Here is a 15,461-nt window from a genome sequence, read left to right as displayed (position 1 = left end):
AGAGCTAGAGCACGTCGCGGCGGCTCAGCGCGTACTGCAAGGCCAGCGTGTAGCCCAAGGGGCCCAGGCCGCAGATCACGCCCACGGCGAGTTCCGACATGTAGCTGTGATGCCGGAAGGACTCTCGTCGATGGATATTGGACAGATGCACCTCAACAAAAGGCAGCGCCACCGCCGCCAGCGCATCGCGGATCGCGACGCTGGTGTGGGTGTAGGCCGCCGGATTGATGATGATGAAGCGAGTACCGTCGCGACCTGCCGCCTGAATGCGGTCGACCAGCGCACCTTCATGGTTGCTCTGGAAGCTTTCGAGCTGAGCGCCGGCATCACGCGCCTTCTGGCTGAGATCGGCATCGATCTGCGCCAAAGTGTGCGCACCATAGACCTCAGGTTCTCGGGAACCGAGGAGGTTGAGGTTGGGGCCGTGAACAACAAGAATCTGCATCAGCGACCGGTCCTGGCCAATTAGAGCGAAGACACTAGAAGCGTAAAAGGCTGAACTTTACGCCCTTTGTCCCCAGATCCCGGCAGCTATCCAAAAATAAAAGGCTTGACCGGCCGGGACCGGCTCGCTAAGACAAGCCACCGGCGGCATGGCTAATTGTCAGCCTATTTGGGGTAGCAAGCGTAGGGGCGGACCCGGACCGAGCCACCGAGTCGGGCTCGAATCAAACCGCCTGAATCCGCAGACGGTGACATTCAGGGAGGGGCGGATGAGGTCGACGACGGTCGATGCGCGCTCCGGCGCGCATCCGCTCGGAAACAAGGCGTCAGGTCTTGGCGCCAGCGGCCATCTGACGAAGTTCTTCCAGATGGGTGGCGCCCAGTTTTCGCCAGATCGGTTCGCCTTGCGCATTGAAGGCGACGGTAAAGGGAAGTCCGCCCTTCTGATTGCCGAGCTGCTTGGACAGGTCGGTGCCCGTCAAACCAGCCAGGGCCACCGGGAACTTCAGCGGCAGCTTGGCCAGGAAGCCCTTGACCGGCGTCGGCGCGTCCACCGCCAAACCGAGTACTTGCCAGCCTTTGGCACTGAACTCGTCGTGAAACTGATTGATCTCCGGCAATTCCTTGATGCAGGGGGCGCACCAAGTCGCCCAGAAATTGAGCAGCAGCGGGCGGCCCCGGAGGGCGGCCGCAGGATAGGGCTGCTGATCCAGCGCATCGAAACTGGCGCGCCAGAACAGCTGCGCTTCAGCGGACAACTGATCCAGCGGCGGCAACTGGGCGGCGCCGCCACCGGCCCTCTCCGCAGTTCCATCGCCATGGTGGCGGAGTGACAGATAGGCGCCTCCAGCGGCGGCGACGCCGCCCGCCGCTGCCAGGGTGAGCAGTTGTCTGCGTTGCATCAGGCTTCCTTCATCAATTGACGCAGCGCGGCCAGATCGCCGCGCTCGGTGCGTCCGCGGGCGTCCGGTTTGAGAGCACCGCGTTGGTCGTCGTAGTCCAGGATGGTCAGCGCCACGGTGACCCGCTCGTTCAGCGGCTTGCACACCGCGTCGATCAGCAGTTGGTCGACCGTCTCGCCGCGCGCATTGCGGGCTTGGCTCACGTCGTAATCCACTTGTTGGTTGAGCAGCGCAATCTCCGCGGATTTGCTGTCATCGCAATACAACTGCAGGTGAATGTTGGACAGCCGCGTGGCCGTGCCTCGCCAGACCGCGCCGGTCAGATGGGGGCGGAACTCCGCCAGCCGCTCCATCCAGGTGGCCGCCAGTTCGCGCAAGGCCTGCAATTCCGCCGGTTGGGTGTCGGCGCAGAAGATCGCGAGGTATTCGCGGACCTGGTCTTCCAATTCGTCATTGCCGGGCAGCTGGGTGCGGCCGGGCAGACCCAGCACCTTGAGCGCGCGGTGCTTGGCCGGTCCGTATTCCAGCCCTTCTTCGACGATCAGCCGGGCCGCAGTGGCGGCGATCTCGGTGCTCAGTTCGGAATTCATGGCAACTCCACCCCGCCCATGCGGGCCTCGATGGTGCCCGCTCTGCCATTCACGTAGGCGGAGCGGGGGAGTTTCTCGAAGCGCTTGGGCGCCGGCAGCATCACCGCCAGGCGCGCGGCCTGATTGGGGCTGAGCCGCGAGGCGTCCACCCGGAAGTAGTGCCGGGCCGACGCCTGGGCGCCGAAGATGCCTTCGCCCCACTCGACGTTGTTGAGATAGATCTCCAGGATCCGGCGCTTGTCCAGCAGCGCTTCCAGCATGAAGGTCAGCACGAACTCCTGGGCCTTGCGGACCATGGTGCGTTCCGAGCTGAGAAACAGGTTCTTGGCCAGTTGCTGGGTGATGGTGGATCCGCCGACGATCTTGGCGACCGGCGGCGGCTTGGTCGAGGCGACCTGCGCCGGCCGTGCGGCGCGTTTTTCGCCTTGCGCCAGTCGCAGGATGCGTTTCTCGACCCGCTCCTGCTCCTTCTGATTGCGCTCCCAGGCCTTTTCCAGCGCATCCCAATCGACGCCGTTGTGCTCGTTGAAGCTGGCGTCTTCACTGGCGATCACCGCGCGCTTGAGGTGCACGCTGATCTGGTCGTCATCGACCCAATGCTGCGCCCACAGGATCTCGCCCTTCTCGCGCAGCAGGCGCATCGCCTCGCTGCGCTGGAAACTGGTGGACTGCGGCGGCAGGGCCCCCATCAGCGCGATGCGCGCCGCAAAGAAGATCTGCAGACAGACCACGCTGACGACCAGCATCAGCACCAGACGCAGAGCCTGTCTCATGCATCGGCCTCTCGGCCCGCCCGCAGGTTGGCCAGCACCCGGGCGCTGTCGGGGCGCACCCCGCGCCACAGGAAGAAGGCTTCCGCCGCCTGCTCGACCAGCATGCCCAGCCCGTCGCGCATCTCGCCGCCGTCGCCGGCCTGAGCGCGTGCCCAGTCCAGAAAAGCCGCCGCGGCGGGGCCGTACATCATGTCGACCGCGATCCCGCCGCGCGCCAGCACCGGGGCGTCGCGCGGGGGCAGTGGCACGCCCGCGCCGCTGAGCGACGCGCTGGTGCCATTGATCACCACATCATGGGCGTCACCCACCTCGTCCAATCCGGCGGCGGACAGCCGCACGCCGTGCTGGGCGGCCCAGTCGCGATGGGTGTCGATCAGGGCGATGGCCTTGTCCGCGCTGCGATTGACGACTCGCACCTCCGCCGGGCGACCGACGATCAGGCTGCCCAGCACCCCGGCCGATGCGCCACCGGCGCCGATCAGCAGCACCCGCCGGTCTCGCAGCGGGCGGTTGGCATTGCGTTCGATGTCGGCCACCAGGCCGGCGCCGTCGGTGTTGTCACCCAGCCAGGCGCCTTCGTCGAAGCGCATGGTGTTGACCGCGCCGGCCAGCAACGCGCGCGGCGTGTGACGGGCGGCGAGGCGGAAAGCCTCGAACTTGAACGGTACGGTGATGTTGCAGCCGCGACCGCCGCCGGCCACAAAGGCGCGCAGCGAGGCCTCGAAGCCGTCCAGCGGGCAGAGCAGCCGGTCATAGTGGAGCGACTGGCCGGTCTGCTTGGCGAAGGCGGCGTGGATTTCGGGCGATCGGCTGTGGCCGACCGGATTGCCAGCGACCACATACAGGTCGATGGGGGACGGATTCGCGGCGGTCATGGTCTCGTGCTGCCTCCAGATGACAGGGCGACGGCGGCGCGGGGCCGCGCGTCAGGACGGTTGCGCGCTCAGTGTGGTCTCGAGGCCGTCCTCGCGGGTGAAGCGGAATCGCGAGGTGATGACCAGCACTTCCGCGCCCTTGCGCATCGCCTGGGTGAAGTTGCCGAACGGCGCACTGGCCTGGACGATGGCGATTGCACGGCGGTCCAGCACCTTGTTGCCGGAGCTCTGCACGATGTCGGTTTCCACCACCCGGCCGCGCATGTCGACATGGATGTTCATCGTCAGCTCGCCGTAGAGCTTGCGACCTTGGTAGGTGGGGAAGTCGCGGGTGCCACGCGATTCGATGCGCCGGCGCAGCGCGTCGTAATACTGCGCATAGACCACTTCCCGGGTCGCGGGGCTGACATAGCGCTTGCGCGGGCGCGCATTCTCTTCATTGACCCGCTTCTCGATCTCGGCGAGCAACTGCACCAGCTGGCGGCGGCGCTCGGCCTGCTGACGCGCTTCGGGCGTGCCCTTGTCGCGCTGCGGATCGGGTGTGGGCAGCAGCGCCAGTTCGCGGCGCACCTGGGTCAGCAGGTCTTCCTGCGCCTGCTGCAGGTTCTGGATCTGGCTGTGCTGCACCTCGGTGCTGTCGCCCGCTTCCAGCTTGGGCGAGGGCGGCAGCGGCGAGGTGGCGCGCACCTTGGCCTCCTGCTCGCCGCCGCCGGCCAGGTTGGCCTGGGCCAGCGCCCGGGCCTGCGTCGGTGCCTCATGCCCGCGGGCATTGACCAGCACCACCTCCAGGGCGTTGTCCTGGAACAGCCGGTCGAACTGTTCCGGCGCGACGATCTTCAACGCGCCCAGGCCCAGGTGCAACCCGGCCGAGACGATCAGCGCGTAATGCAGCGGGCGCAGTGGGCTGAGCTTGAACATGTGTGAAGAGTCAGGAAGCGCTCGCGGGGGCGGCGGCGGTGTCGGTGGGAGCGCTGTCGTCGGCGTTGAGGTCGATGGCCAGCGTCAGCACGCCGCTGGGTTCTTCGTCCTCCTCGGATTCGGCACCTTCGGACTCGGCGGCCGGGGCGGCTTCGTCCAGGCGCTCGATCAGCGAGGCATGCACATCCAGCGTCAGCTCGTCCAGGCCGGTGATGCGCACCCGCACATGCGCATTGCGCGGCAGGTTCTCGCAGCCCAGTGCCCGGAAGACCAGCGGCAACTCGTCGGCGCGCACCAGGCCGTCCTTCATGACCGAGGCAGTCAGTTCGGTCAGGCCCTGCTGCTGCAGATGACGCAGGGTCCAGTAGCGTTCGATGCCGGACTGGAAGCCGTTGTAGGCGCTGTAGGCGGCCTCGAAGCCGGAGATGACCGAGAACAGCTGCGCATCCTTGGGCTTGAACGGCGCCACCAGCGCGGCGGTGCGTCCGTGGCGGGCGCAGGCAATGATCTGCCACTGGTTCACCAGGTCCACATAGCGCCGCAGCGGCGAGGTGGCCCAGGTGTACTGCGCCACACCCATGCCAGCGTGCGGCGCCGGCTTGGTGCCCATGCGCACCTTGATGCCGGGCGCCAGGCTGGCCTGGCTGCGGTAGATGCCGGGCACGCCGGATTCGGCCAGGATCGCGCCCCAGTGGCTGTTGGCCAGGATCATGGCCTCGGCCACGATCAGGTCCAGCGCGGTGCCGCGCGCGCGGATCGAGATCCGCACCTGTTCGCTGCCATCGGGCTCGCCGTCGGCATTGCCTTCGAGGCGGAAGTTGTAGTCGGGCCGGTTGAAGTTCTCCGGCTTGCCGCGCACCACCTCGCGCTTGGCCTTGAGGTCCTTGGCCAGCCGGTAGGCAAAGGCCAGTTCGTCGGCGAAGGCGTAGTCGGCCGGTGCGGCGCCGCTCAGCGTCGCATCGGTGATGACATGGTCGAGCTTGTCATGCCGCAGGTTGACGGCAATGGGCACCCGCTCGAGCTTGGTCTCGCGGGACTGGAGCTCCAGGGTCGCTTCATCGAAGGTCAGGTAGATGCTGACGGCCGGGCAGTCCCGGCCTTCGATCAGGGTGTAGGCCTGGACCACCTCGTCCGGCAGCATGGTGAGCTTCCAGCCCGGCATGTAGACGGTGGAGTAGCGGTCGCGTGCCACCTTGTCGACCGGGGAATCCGGCTGGATGGCCAGCCCCGGGGCCGCGATGTGCACCCCGAAGATCACCGTGCCGCTGCCCAGGCCCTGGACCGACAGCGCATCGTCGATCTCGGTGGTGGCGGAATCGTCGATCGAGAAGGCCCGCACCGGTGCCAGCGGCAGCTCGTCCTTGATCTCGGGCGCGGAGAGCGCCGGGAAGCCGGTGCCCTTGGGGAAGTGCTCGAACAGGAAGCGCTTCCAGTGGAATTGATAGGGGCTGTTGATCGCGCCCGCGTCCTTGAGCAGGTCCAGCGGCGCCTTCTGGCTGCGCTTGGCCGCCTCGACCAGCGCCTTGTATTCCGGGCCGTTCTTGTCAGGGCGGAACAAGATCTTGTAGATCTGGTCGGCGATCGGCGCCGGGCAACGGCCCTGGGCCAGTTCCTCGGTCCATTGCTCGATCTGCGCGGCGACCTGCTTCTTGCGTTCGATGCCCAGCAGCGCGGCCTTGACGATGTCGGCCGGCGCCTTCTTGAACGCGCCCTTGCCCATGCGGCGGAAATAGTGCGGCGCCTCGAACAGGCGGAACAGCGCTCCGGCCTGCTGGGCCAGGGTGGCTTTGGCGTCGAAATAGTCGCGCGCCAGGTCGCCGAACGTGAATTCGGTCTCGGGGGCGAACTCCCAGGCCAGATCCAGATCGATCTCCTGGGCCAGCCGCTGGCCGTCTGCGATCAGTTCGGCCGGGGAGGGCTTGTCGAACTTGATCAGGACATTGGCGGCTTTTACTTTCACGCGCTTGCCCGACTCGAGCTCGATCTGCATCGAGGATTCGGCTTCGGACAGGATGCGGCCGGCGAAGAATTTTCCGGCGTCTTCGAAGAGGGCAAACATAGCGGCGGCATTGTCGCTGATCGCCGGGACCCCCGGCCGGCGTGTCGCCCGGCCCGCGTGTCAATTCGTTCCGGACGTGGCTGAGCCCCGACGGAGCGGAGCCGGGCGGGTGTCAGTGGCTTGTCAGTGGGTGCTAGTGGTCGGTCATGGTCGGTCATGGTCCGCGACGGTCGGAGGCGGCCGGAAGCGGGCTTCGGCGGCCCTCAGCAGTTTTTAGCGGTCGGTCACAGCCGGCCATGGGCCCGCTTTCCGTCGGTCATTGGCCGTTATCGACCCGTCATAGGCCCGTCAGTGGCGGCTCATTGGCCAGTCACTGGCCGGTCAGCCGTCGGTCAGTGGCCTGTCAACGCGCTGTCAAGGCGCGGTCACGCATGACGGTCAGACTGCGGCGGCCCCCCGTCCGCCACATCGATGCCGCCACGCTTCTTCACCCTCATCGCAGCCCAATTCTTCTCCGCACTCGCCGACAACGCGTTGCTGATCGTCGGCATTGCGCTGTTGCGGGAGATGGGCGAGCCGATCTGGTGGGCGCCTCTGCTCAAGCTGTGTTTCACCGTCGCCTACGTGGCCCTGGCGCCGGCGGTGGGCCTGGTGGCGGACGCCTGGCCCAAGGTGGCGCTGATGACCTGGATGAATGCGCTCAAGGCCGCGGGCGTCGGCGCGATGGCCCTCGGGCTGAGTCCGTTGGCGGCGTTCGCGGTGGTCGGCATCGCGGCGTCCTGCTATGCGCCGGCCAAGTACGGCTTGATCACCGAGATCGTGCCCTCGCACCGCCTGGTGGCGGCCAACGGATGGATCGAGGTGTCGGTGGTGTGCTCGGTGCTGCTGGGCACGCTGCTGGGTGGGCTGCTGGTGAGTCCCTGGTGGATGACCTGGGTCGGCGCCCTTGGCACCGTCACGCCGCTGACCGCCTCCTTGCTGGCGCTGCTGGGTGTCTACGCGCTCGCTGCCTTGCTGCAGCTGCGGGTGCCGGAGAGTGGCGTGATCTACGACCGCGGTCCCAGCCGGCCCCGCGCCGTGCTGGCGGACTTCCTGCGCGCCAATGCGGCCCTGTGGCGCGATCGGCAGGGCGGACGGCTGTCGCTGTCGATGACCACGCTGTTCTGGGGGGCTGGCGCCACACTGCAACTCGCGGTGCTGCAGTGGGCCCAGGAGGCGCTGGGCCTGCGGCTGAACCAGGGCGCCTATCTGCAGGCGACGGTGGCCATCGGGGTGGTGGTCGGTGCTGGGCTGTCCGGACGTTGGATCGCGCTGCACCATTCCCTGCGGGTGATGCCGCTGGGCCTGATGCTGGGTCTGCTGATGCTGGCCACGCCGTGGGTGACGTCGCTGGGCTGGGCCCTGCCGGCGATGGTGATGGTGGGCGCGGTGGGCGGCGCGATGGTGGTGCCGATGAATGCGCTGCTGCAGCACCGCGGCGTGCAACTGCTCAGCGCCGGTCGATCGATCGCGGTGCAGGGCTTCAATGAAAACTGCAGCATCTTGCTGATGCTGGGCACCTATGCGGCCCTGCAGGCGGCCGGTGTGCCGCTGGTGTGGCTGATGAGCGGCCTGGGCCTGTTCGTCTGCCTGTGCGTGCTGATGCTGATGTGGCGCCGCCGCGGTCAGGACGTGCTGACCTCAGAGTGCGCCGGCGGTCATGCCTGAAAGCTGGGAACCGGCGCGCAGTGCGACGCTGGTGCCATCGATGGCGGCCGCATACACCTGCTCGATGCCCTGAACAATGCCGTCCCAGTCCAGCGATTCCGCGCTGGCCCGCGCCGCCTCGCGCATGCCGCTCAGACCTTGGGGCGTGTCGAGCAAGGCCAGCAGGCGTTGCCGGAAGGCCGCCGCCTCGTTGAACGGGGCCAAGCCGCCGTTGATGCCGTCGCGCACCAGCAACCCGGCCGCCGCATAGCCGTAGGCCATCACCGGCAACCCGCTGGCCAGGGCCTCAGGCGTGACATTGCCGTAGGTCTCGGTCACGCTGGGGAAGACGAACAGATCGCCGCTGGCATAGCAGGCCGCCAACGCCTCACCGTGGCGCATGCCGGCGAAGATCGCATCGGGCAGTTGCTGCTGCAGCTCGGCCCGCGCGGGGCCGTCGCCCACCAGCACCAATCGCGCGCGGGGATGGCGCTCGCGCACCGCCGGCCACACGTCGGCCAGCAGCTGCAGGTTCTTCTCTGCGGCCAGCCGTCCCACATGCAGCAGCACCGGATCCCCCGGCGCCACGCCCCATTGCGCGCGCAGCGTCTGGCTGCGGCGAAGCGGATGGAAGAGCTGCGTGTCCACACCGCGGGCGATCACGCTGACGTGGCGGAAGCCCTGGGCCATCAGCTCACCGGCCAGGGCGGCATTCGGCACCATGGTGTTGTGGCACCGGTTGTGAAACTTGCGCAGGTAGGCCAGCAGCGGACGGCGCAGCCAGCCGATGCCGTAATGCTGCGCATAGGCATGGAAGTTGGTGCGGAACTCCGACACCACCGGCAGTTTGAGATGGCGCGCCGCCTGCAACGCGGACCAGCCCATCGGGCCTTCTGTGGCGATGTGCACCACGTCCGGACGACGGCTGGCCCACAGGCTGACCAGCGTGCGCTTGGACACCACACCCATGCGCAGATGCGGATAGCGCGGCACCGGCAGGCCGCGCATCAGCACCTCGTTGATCGACGGCACCGCACCGCGGTCGACCTCGGCCTGGCGGGGACGCAGCAGCTGCACCGCATGGTCCCGGGCCTGCAGGCCCTGCACCACGCAGGCGATGCTGCGGGCCACGCCGTTGACCTCCGGGGGATAGGTCTCGGTCACCACCGCAACGCGGAAGTGGCGTTGGCGGGTGGGCAATTCATCCACCTCGAGTTCGATCGGCGCGGTCGTCATGGCGCGGATCATGGGCGGCCAACGCAACAGTTCTGTGACGGTGCGGCTCGTCATGCGGCTGACACGCCGGATTGACACAGTCGCCACGCCGCCGTCACCGCGGCGCCATCGATGCCGCACCGCCAGGGTGCCGACGCCGCATGGGTCTCCGGCATCCTGCCGCGCAGATCGGTCATGCGAGGGTCGGCAGGCGCCACCGCATCGGGGGTGCCGACGCCGCCCGCAGCCGGTTGTTCGACCGGGCGCGTGCCGTGACGCCACCGCTCACCACCTCCACGAGGCCCGCATGAACGACTTTCTGCATCTGCTCAAGGAACAGCGCTGGGACGACCATCGCTACTACCACCACTGCCGCATCAACCAGTCGCTGCACCTGCTCAGCGCCTGCTGCTTCGTGGTGGCCTACGGGCTGCTGCTGGTCGATCCCGCCTGGGCCGCGCTGCTGGCCTGGGGGGTGTCGATGACCAGCCGCCAGGCCGGTCACTTCTTCTTCGAGCCCAAGGGCTATGACGAGGTCAACCAGGCCACCCATGCCCACAAGGAGGCGATCAAGGTCGGCTACAACCTGCGCCGCAAGGTCGTGCTGATGGCCCTGTGGGCGGCGCTGCCGATCGTGCTCTGGCTCCAGCCGGGGCTGTGGGGGGTGTTCACGCCCGCCAGCGGCTTTGTCGAGTTTCTGCATCAGCTGGGCCTGCTGTGGTTCTGGCTGGGCGTGGGCGGGCTGGTGTTCCGCGTGCTGCAGCTGACCGTGCTCCAGGATCTGCGCACCGGCCTGGCCTGGGCGACCAAGATCATCACCGACCCGTTCCACGACATTCAGCTCTATCACCGGGCGCCGTTGCACTTGTTGCGCGGCGAACGCATGGATCCGATGCACGAGGCCGCCGCCCAACGGCAGAATGCGGGTCACGGCGAACAGGCGGCCTGATCGCTGAAAGGGGAATAGCTGGGGCGTACGCCAGGCGCGTGCGACACGGTCCCCCCGTCAGAGCCCGGGCAACCCGATCGGACCCCTGAGGCACAGGCCGCTGCACCGACACGTCGCACGCCCTCTGGACGGGGTCGTGGCAAGGTCGGCCAGTTCGCCCACCCACAGGAGTTCTCTGAATGACGGTTGTGTCGCGGCGCCTACGGGCGCTGGCCTGTTTCCTGGTTCGTTTCCCGGTGCCTTCCCGCACCCTTCAAGGATCTCGCCCCGGTCCTGGTCGCCCAGTGGTCGGCTTCACCGCCGTGGCGGCCGCAGCCGTCGTGCTCGCGGGTTGCGGCGGCATGCCCACCACCGGCAGCATGCGCGGCATCAACGGCCCCATCGTCTACACCAAGGTCGGCGAGGGCGAGCCCACCGTGGTGCTGCAGTCGGGCCTGGGCGATGGCCGCGAACCCTGGGCCGCGGTGATGCAGCAGCTGCGCGAGCGTCACTCGGTGTTCGCCTACGACCGCCCCGGCTATGGCGACAGCACCGGTTTCACGCCGGTGCCGCGCAATCCCTGCGGAATCGCCACCGAGCTGCATGAGCTGCTGAAATCCGCCGGCGTGAAGCCGCCGTATCTGCTGGTCGGCCATTCGATTGGCGGGCTCTACCAGTATGCGTACGCGCGGCAATATCCGGACGAGGTGGCCGGCATCGTGCTGGTGGATGCCACCCACCCGCTGCATCTGCGCCGCATGCAGGTCGAGGTGCCGGTGATGGCCAGCATGCTGGAGAACATGAGCAAGCGCGTGTTCAGCGGCATGATGCAGACCGAATTCAACATGCAGACCGAATGTGTCGATGCGCTGCTGCAAAAGCCGCGCCCCGACGTGCCGGTGCGGGTGCTGACCCGCACCGTGTATTCGCCGGTCGAGCAGGCCAGCGGCTTCGAGGCCATGGTGCATGCGCTGGAACCGAACTGGCTGCCCCTGGTGGGCGGCCGCGAGATCGAGCCGGTGACCGGCGCCGGCCACTACATCCAGCGTGACAAGCCCGGTCGTGTGGTGCAGGCGGTCGATGCGGTGGCCGACGAGATCAAGATCCGCGCGGCCGCACGTGTGGCCGCGGCGTCGGCGGCGTCGGGTGCCGCGTCCACGCCTGCTGCCGCCGTGGCACCGACGCGCACCACCGGTGTCGCGCCCGCCACACCGACGGCCACCGGATCGGTCAGCGCAGCGGCTGCGGCCAGCGCCGCCTCCGCGCCGACCCGCTGATCAGCCCGCCCAGCCCAGCGTCTCCATCAGCATCCGGCGCTTGATGGCGCGGTTGCTCGGCAGCGCCGCGTTGTGCCACCAGCCGCCGTCGCGCATGGCGCGGGCGGCGATCAGCAGCCGGCGCTGGATCTCGGCGAAGTCCTCATCGCTGACCTCGGTGCTGAAGATCATCCGACCGGTCCCGACCCAGCTCAGCGCCAGGCCCTGCGCCCGCATGAAGTACTGCAGCATCCAGTTGTAGCGCGAAGGCGCGAGGTAGTAGAGCGTCCAGACCGAGGACATGTGGGCCGCACGAAGCGGCAGGTCCTCGGCTTCCAGTGCCGCGTTCAGCTGCGCGCAGCGGGCGTCCTGGATCTGGTCCTGCATCGCCAGCCGCTCCTGCCACTGCGGCTCCTCCAGCGCATCCAGGAAGACCGACATCGCCCCCATCACATACGGATGGGTGTTGAAGGTGCCGCGGGCAAAGCAGATGTCGGCCGGACGTTCCTCGCGGTAGCGCTTCATCCAGGCCGAGCGGCCGCACACCACCCCCACCGGCAGGCCGCCGCCCAGGGTCTTGCCATAGGTGACCAGGTCGGCCCGCACGCCGAAATAGGCCTGCGCGCCACCGGCGCCCAGCCGGAAGCCCATGAACACCTCATCGAAGATCAGGGCGATGCCGCGCTCGGTGCAGACCTCGCGCAGTTCACGCAACCAGGCGGCATAGGCCTGGCGGTCGAAGCCGGCCCGGCGCGAGCTGTCCACCAGCGAGCCGTCGCCCGGGGCGGGTCGGTTCGGATGCAGCGCCTGCAGCGGATTGACCAGCACGCAGGCGATGTCGCGCCGGGTGCGCAGCACCTGCAGGCTGCGGGCATGCATGTCGCGCAGGGTGTAGGTGCGCTCGGCCGGCAGCGGATTGCCGGGGCCGGGCTGGGCTTCGTCCCACCAGCCGTGATAGGCGCCGCAAAAGCGCACCAGATGGGTCTTGCCGGTGTGATAACGCGCCAGTCGCACCGCCTGCATCACCGCCTCGGTGCCGGACATGTGGAACGAGAGCTGGTCCATGCCCGCATGCGCCAGGATGCGTTGGCTGTTGCGCTCGACCAGCGGGTGATAGACCCCCAGCACCGGCCCCAAGGCGGCCACCCGCGCTGCGCCTTCGTCGATGCAACGGCGGTAGAAGTCATAGCCGAACAGGTTGACGCCGTAGCTGCCGGCCAGATCGATGAAGCGTTCGCCGTCCAGGTCGGTCAGCCAATGGCCGTCGCTGGCCGTCATCACCGCACCCAGCGGCAGGCTGCGCTGCACCACGGCGCTGAAGGCCGGTGGCACCCGGTAGCTGCTGGTGAACTGCAGGTCGGGCAGGCCCGGCTTGAGGGCCTGGGTCGCGGCAATGCTCTTGGGATGGCGCTCGGTCAAGGTGCGCGACAGCGCTTCGAAGCTGGCGCGACGGCGGGCGCTGACCTCCAGCGGCGCATCGTCGGCGCGGAAGAAGCGGTCGTCACCGAAACTGCGGCGGGGCATCAGCCGGGCCAGTCGCACCGCCATGCGCGAATGGCCGGCGAGCGACGGATGTTTGGCGCGAGAAAGCTGCAGGCGTCGCCATCCCGCCGGCAACAGGGCCAGGGCGGTCAGCAGTCCCGCGGCGCCCAGCGCCGCAGCGAGGGTCGCCGAGGTGGCGGAGGCAGCAAAAAGGTCGTTCGTCATGGTCGGGGCCTCGTCGAGCTGTCACACAGAATTGGCAAATTCCTGACATGTACCCGACGCAATTGACATGGCCATGAAACTGGCGAGCTGGCGTGACCGTCTGACGCAGCAGGAAGACCTCAACTTTCTCCTCACCAACCGCGTGCCCCGGCTCGCGCTGACCCGGTTCATGGGCTGGTACAGCCGCCTGCAGAGCAAGCAGCTGACGCGGCTGTCGGTGGCGATCTGGCGGCTCTTCACCGATCTGGACCTGAGCGAGGCCGAGCCGCCTGAGCAGGGCTATCGTTCCTTGCGCGATGTCTTCACCCGGCGGCTGAAACCGGGGCGCCGGCCGATCGATGCGGACGAGGCCACCCTGGTGAGCCCGTGCGACGGCATCGTCGGCGCCTTCGGCCCGGTCACGCGCGGCATGGCGTTGCAGGCCAAGGGCATGGACTACCGCATCGCCGACCTGTTCGGTGACGCCAACCGCGCCGCGCCTTATCTGAACGGCAGCTACCTGACCTTGCGGCTGACCTCGGCCATGTATCACCGCTTCCATGCGCCGGCGGACCTGCGCATCGAGCGGGTGACTCACCTCGCTGGCGACACCTGGAATGTCAATCCGATCGCCCTGAAGCGGGTGGAGCGGCTGTTCTGCCGCAATGTGCGGGCGGCGATCGAATGCCGCCTGCCCGACGGCACGCCGATGGCCCTGGTGCCGGTGGCTGCGATCCTGGTGGCCAGCCTGCGGCTGCATGCGCTGGACCTGACGCTGCGGCCGGACCATCCCGGTCCGCATCGCTTCGATCTGCGCCATGACCACCGGCGGGGCGAAGAGATGGGCTGGTTCGAGCAGGGCTCGACCATCATCGTCTTCCTGCCCCCCGGCGTGGCGCTGCTGTCCGCGTTGCAGCCGGGTCAGCGCGTGCGCATGGGCGAGGCCATCGCCCGTCTACCATCCGCGGATGGCGATGAATGACACGACCCACGTCCCGCAATCCGCGACCTTGAGCGGCCTTTCCGGAACGTCCTATGGCGCCGATGAACACGGCTTGATCTGCGGCTTCTGGATCCATCCGGACCAACCCACTGAATCCCTGCCCACGCTGGCCCAGGCGCAGGCGCGCCTGGCGGATCCGGCGGGGGGCTTCGTCTGGCTGCACCTGAACCTGACGCATGCGGGTGCGCAGCCGTGGCTGGCGCGGCATGCGGCGCTGGCGGAGAGCTTTCTGGAAGCGCAGCAGGCGGGCTCGCGCTCGTCGCGCATCGAGCGGGTTGGCGATGAGCTGTTCGCGGTGCTCAACGATGTGACCTTCGATTTCGCCTTCGATGTGGGCGATGTCTCCACCCTGTGGATGCAGGTCAGCGAGCATCTGGTGCTCAGCGCGCGCCGGGCGCCGCTGAGATCGGTCGATCGCCTGCGCATGGCGGTCAAGCGCGGTGACCGCCCGCGGTCCAGCGTCGCGTTGCTGGATCACCTGCTGCGGGATCAGGCGGATGAGCTTCAGCGCATCGTCCGCCAGGCCACCGAGCGGGTCGACGACATCGAGGACGCCCTGCTGGCCGGACGCCATGCCGGCCATGAATCGGAAGTCGCCGCATTGCGCCGACTGATGGTGCGGCTGCAGCGCCTGCTCGCGCCGGAACCCAGCGCGCTGCTGCGCATGCTGTCGAATCCGCCGCATTGGGTGGCCGAGGACGACCAGCAGCAACTGCAGCAGGCCAGCGAAGAATTCGCGCTGGTCCTGCGCGACATCCAGGCGCTGCAGGAACGCATCCGCGCGGTGCAGGACGAGACCTCCGCCCGGGTGGCGCAGGAGAACAATCGCACCCTGTATGTGCTGACCATGGTCACCGTGCTGGCGTTGCCGATCAACCTCATCAGCGGCCTGTTCGGGATGAATGTGGGCGGGCTGCCGTTCCTGCAGCATCCGCACGGGTTCTGGGTCGTGGTCGGCCTCATCCTGCTGCTGACCGGGCTGGTCACGATGCTGTTGCTGAAGGCGACCGGGCGCCGGCAGTAGGCGCCGCCGCCGTCCTCCGAAGAAGGCGTCACCACCGTCGCCGGACCAGCGCCAGCGGCGCGTTTCCGGCGACCCTCTGACCAACTGACCAACTGACCCTCTGACCAGTTGATCATCAGACTCTCGGCCAATTGGGCCCATTGGGTCCGTGGGCCCGATCCG

General features: G+C 68.0%; 14 protein-coding genes. 5 read left to right on the top strand and 9 right to left on the bottom strand.

All coding sequences use genetic code 11. The annotated features are described in order from the left end of the window. Positions 1-4: 4 nt before the first annotated feature. From aroQ to N4261_RS22505, 7 genes are all read right to left on the bottom strand, one after another. Positions 5-445: a type II 3-dehydroquinate dehydratase gene (gene aroQ / locus N4261_RS22535; protein WP_435531968.1), complete on the bottom strand. Its 441-nt coding sequence runs from the start codon at positions 443-445 to the stop codon at positions 5-7. Between the two features lie 325 nt (positions 446-770). Further along, a complete protein-coding gene (locus tag N4261_RS22530) occupies positions 771-1,346 on the bottom strand; it encodes a TlpA family protein disulfide reductase (protein WP_261757487.1) in 576 nt (191 codons plus the stop codon). After that, on the bottom strand, positions 1,346-1,936 hold the full coding sequence (locus tag N4261_RS22525) for a hypothetical protein (protein WP_261757485.1): 591 nt from the start codon (positions 1,934-1,936) through the stop codon (positions 1,346-1,348). The genes N4261_RS22530 and N4261_RS22525 overlap by 1 nt, the downstream gene beginning before the upstream one ends. Further along, on the bottom strand, positions 1,933-2,709 hold the full coding sequence (locus tag N4261_RS22520) for a transglycosylase domain-containing protein (RefSeq protein ID WP_261757484.1): 777 nt from the start codon (positions 2,707-2,709) through the stop codon (positions 1,933-1,935). Before N4261_RS22520 ends, N4261_RS22525 begins: the two co-directional genes overlap by 4 nt. Beyond that, complete coding sequence (aroE, locus tag N4261_RS22515; RefSeq protein WP_261757483.1) at positions 2,706-3,584, bottom strand: shikimate dehydrogenase; 879 nt, start codon at positions 3,582-3,584, stop codon at positions 2,706-2,708. Before aroE ends, N4261_RS22520 begins: the two co-directional genes overlap by 4 nt. Positions 3,585-3,635: 51 nt before the next feature. After that, positions 3,636-4,502, bottom strand: coding sequence for an energy transducer TonB (locus N4261_RS22510; protein ID WP_261757482.1), 867 nt, complete (start codon positions 4,500-4,502; stop codon positions 3,636-3,638). A 10-nt stretch (positions 4,503-4,512) separates the two neighbouring features. Beyond that, entirely contained in the window at positions 4,513-6,561 is a 2,049-nt protein-coding gene (locus N4261_RS22505) for a ribonuclease catalytic domain-containing protein (protein WP_261757481.1), read from the bottom strand. Positions 6,562-6,972: 411 nt separating this feature from the next. Here N4261_RS22505 and lplT point away from each other — a divergent pair, with 411 nt between their 5' ends. Then, the gene (lplT, locus tag N4261_RS22500) at positions 6,973-8,208 is read left to right on the top strand and encodes a lysophospholipid transporter LplT (protein ID WP_261757480.1); all 1,236 of its coding nucleotides are present in this window, start codon (positions 6,973-6,975) and stop codon (positions 8,206-8,208) included. Here lplT and N4261_RS22495 read toward each other — a convergent pair. After that, the gene (locus tag N4261_RS22495) at positions 8,182-9,423 is read right to left on the bottom strand and encodes a glycosyltransferase family 4 protein (protein ID WP_261757479.1); all 1,242 of its coding nucleotides are present in this window, start codon (positions 9,421-9,423) and stop codon (positions 8,182-8,184) included. The genes lplT and N4261_RS22495 overlap by 27 nt on opposite strands. A gap of 286 nt (positions 9,424-9,709) precedes the next feature. Here N4261_RS22495 and N4261_RS22490 point away from each other — a divergent pair, with 286 nt between their 5' ends. Further along, complete coding sequence (locus N4261_RS22490) at positions 9,710-10,351, top strand: hypothetical protein (RefSeq protein WP_261757478.1); 642 nt, start codon at positions 9,710-9,712, stop codon at positions 10,349-10,351. 179 nt (positions 10,352-10,530) lie between these two features. Further along, entirely contained in the window at positions 10,531-11,607 is a 1,077-nt protein-coding gene (locus N4261_RS22485) for an alpha/beta fold hydrolase (protein ID WP_261757477.1), read from the top strand. Here N4261_RS22485 and N4261_RS22480 read toward each other — a convergent pair whose 3' ends face one another. Further along, positions 11,608-13,293 (bottom strand): aminotransferase class III-fold pyridoxal phosphate-dependent enzyme, encoded by a 1,686-nt coding sequence (locus N4261_RS22480; RefSeq protein ID WP_261757476.1) that lies wholly within the window; start codon positions 13,291-13,293, stop codon positions 11,608-11,610. Between the two features lie 67 nt (positions 13,294-13,360). Here N4261_RS22480 and asd point away from each other — a divergent pair, with 67 nt between their 5' ends. Continuing rightward, a complete protein-coding gene (gene asd / locus N4261_RS22475) occupies positions 13,361-14,254 on the top strand; it encodes an archaetidylserine decarboxylase (RefSeq protein ID WP_261757475.1) in 894 nt (297 codons plus the stop codon). 28 nt (positions 14,255-14,282) lie between these two features. Continuing rightward, entirely contained in the window at positions 14,283-15,299 is a 1,017-nt protein-coding gene (locus tag N4261_RS22470; RefSeq protein WP_261757474.1) for a transporter, read from the top strand. Positions 15,300-15,461 lie beyond the last annotated feature (162 nt).

It is taken from the genome of Roseateles amylovorans (assembly GCF_025398155.2).
Classification (GTDB): Bacteria; Pseudomonadota; Gammaproteobacteria; order Burkholderiales; family Burkholderiaceae_C; genus Roseateles; species Roseateles amylovorans.
This window is presented reverse-complemented; position numbering and strand designations above follow the sequence as displayed.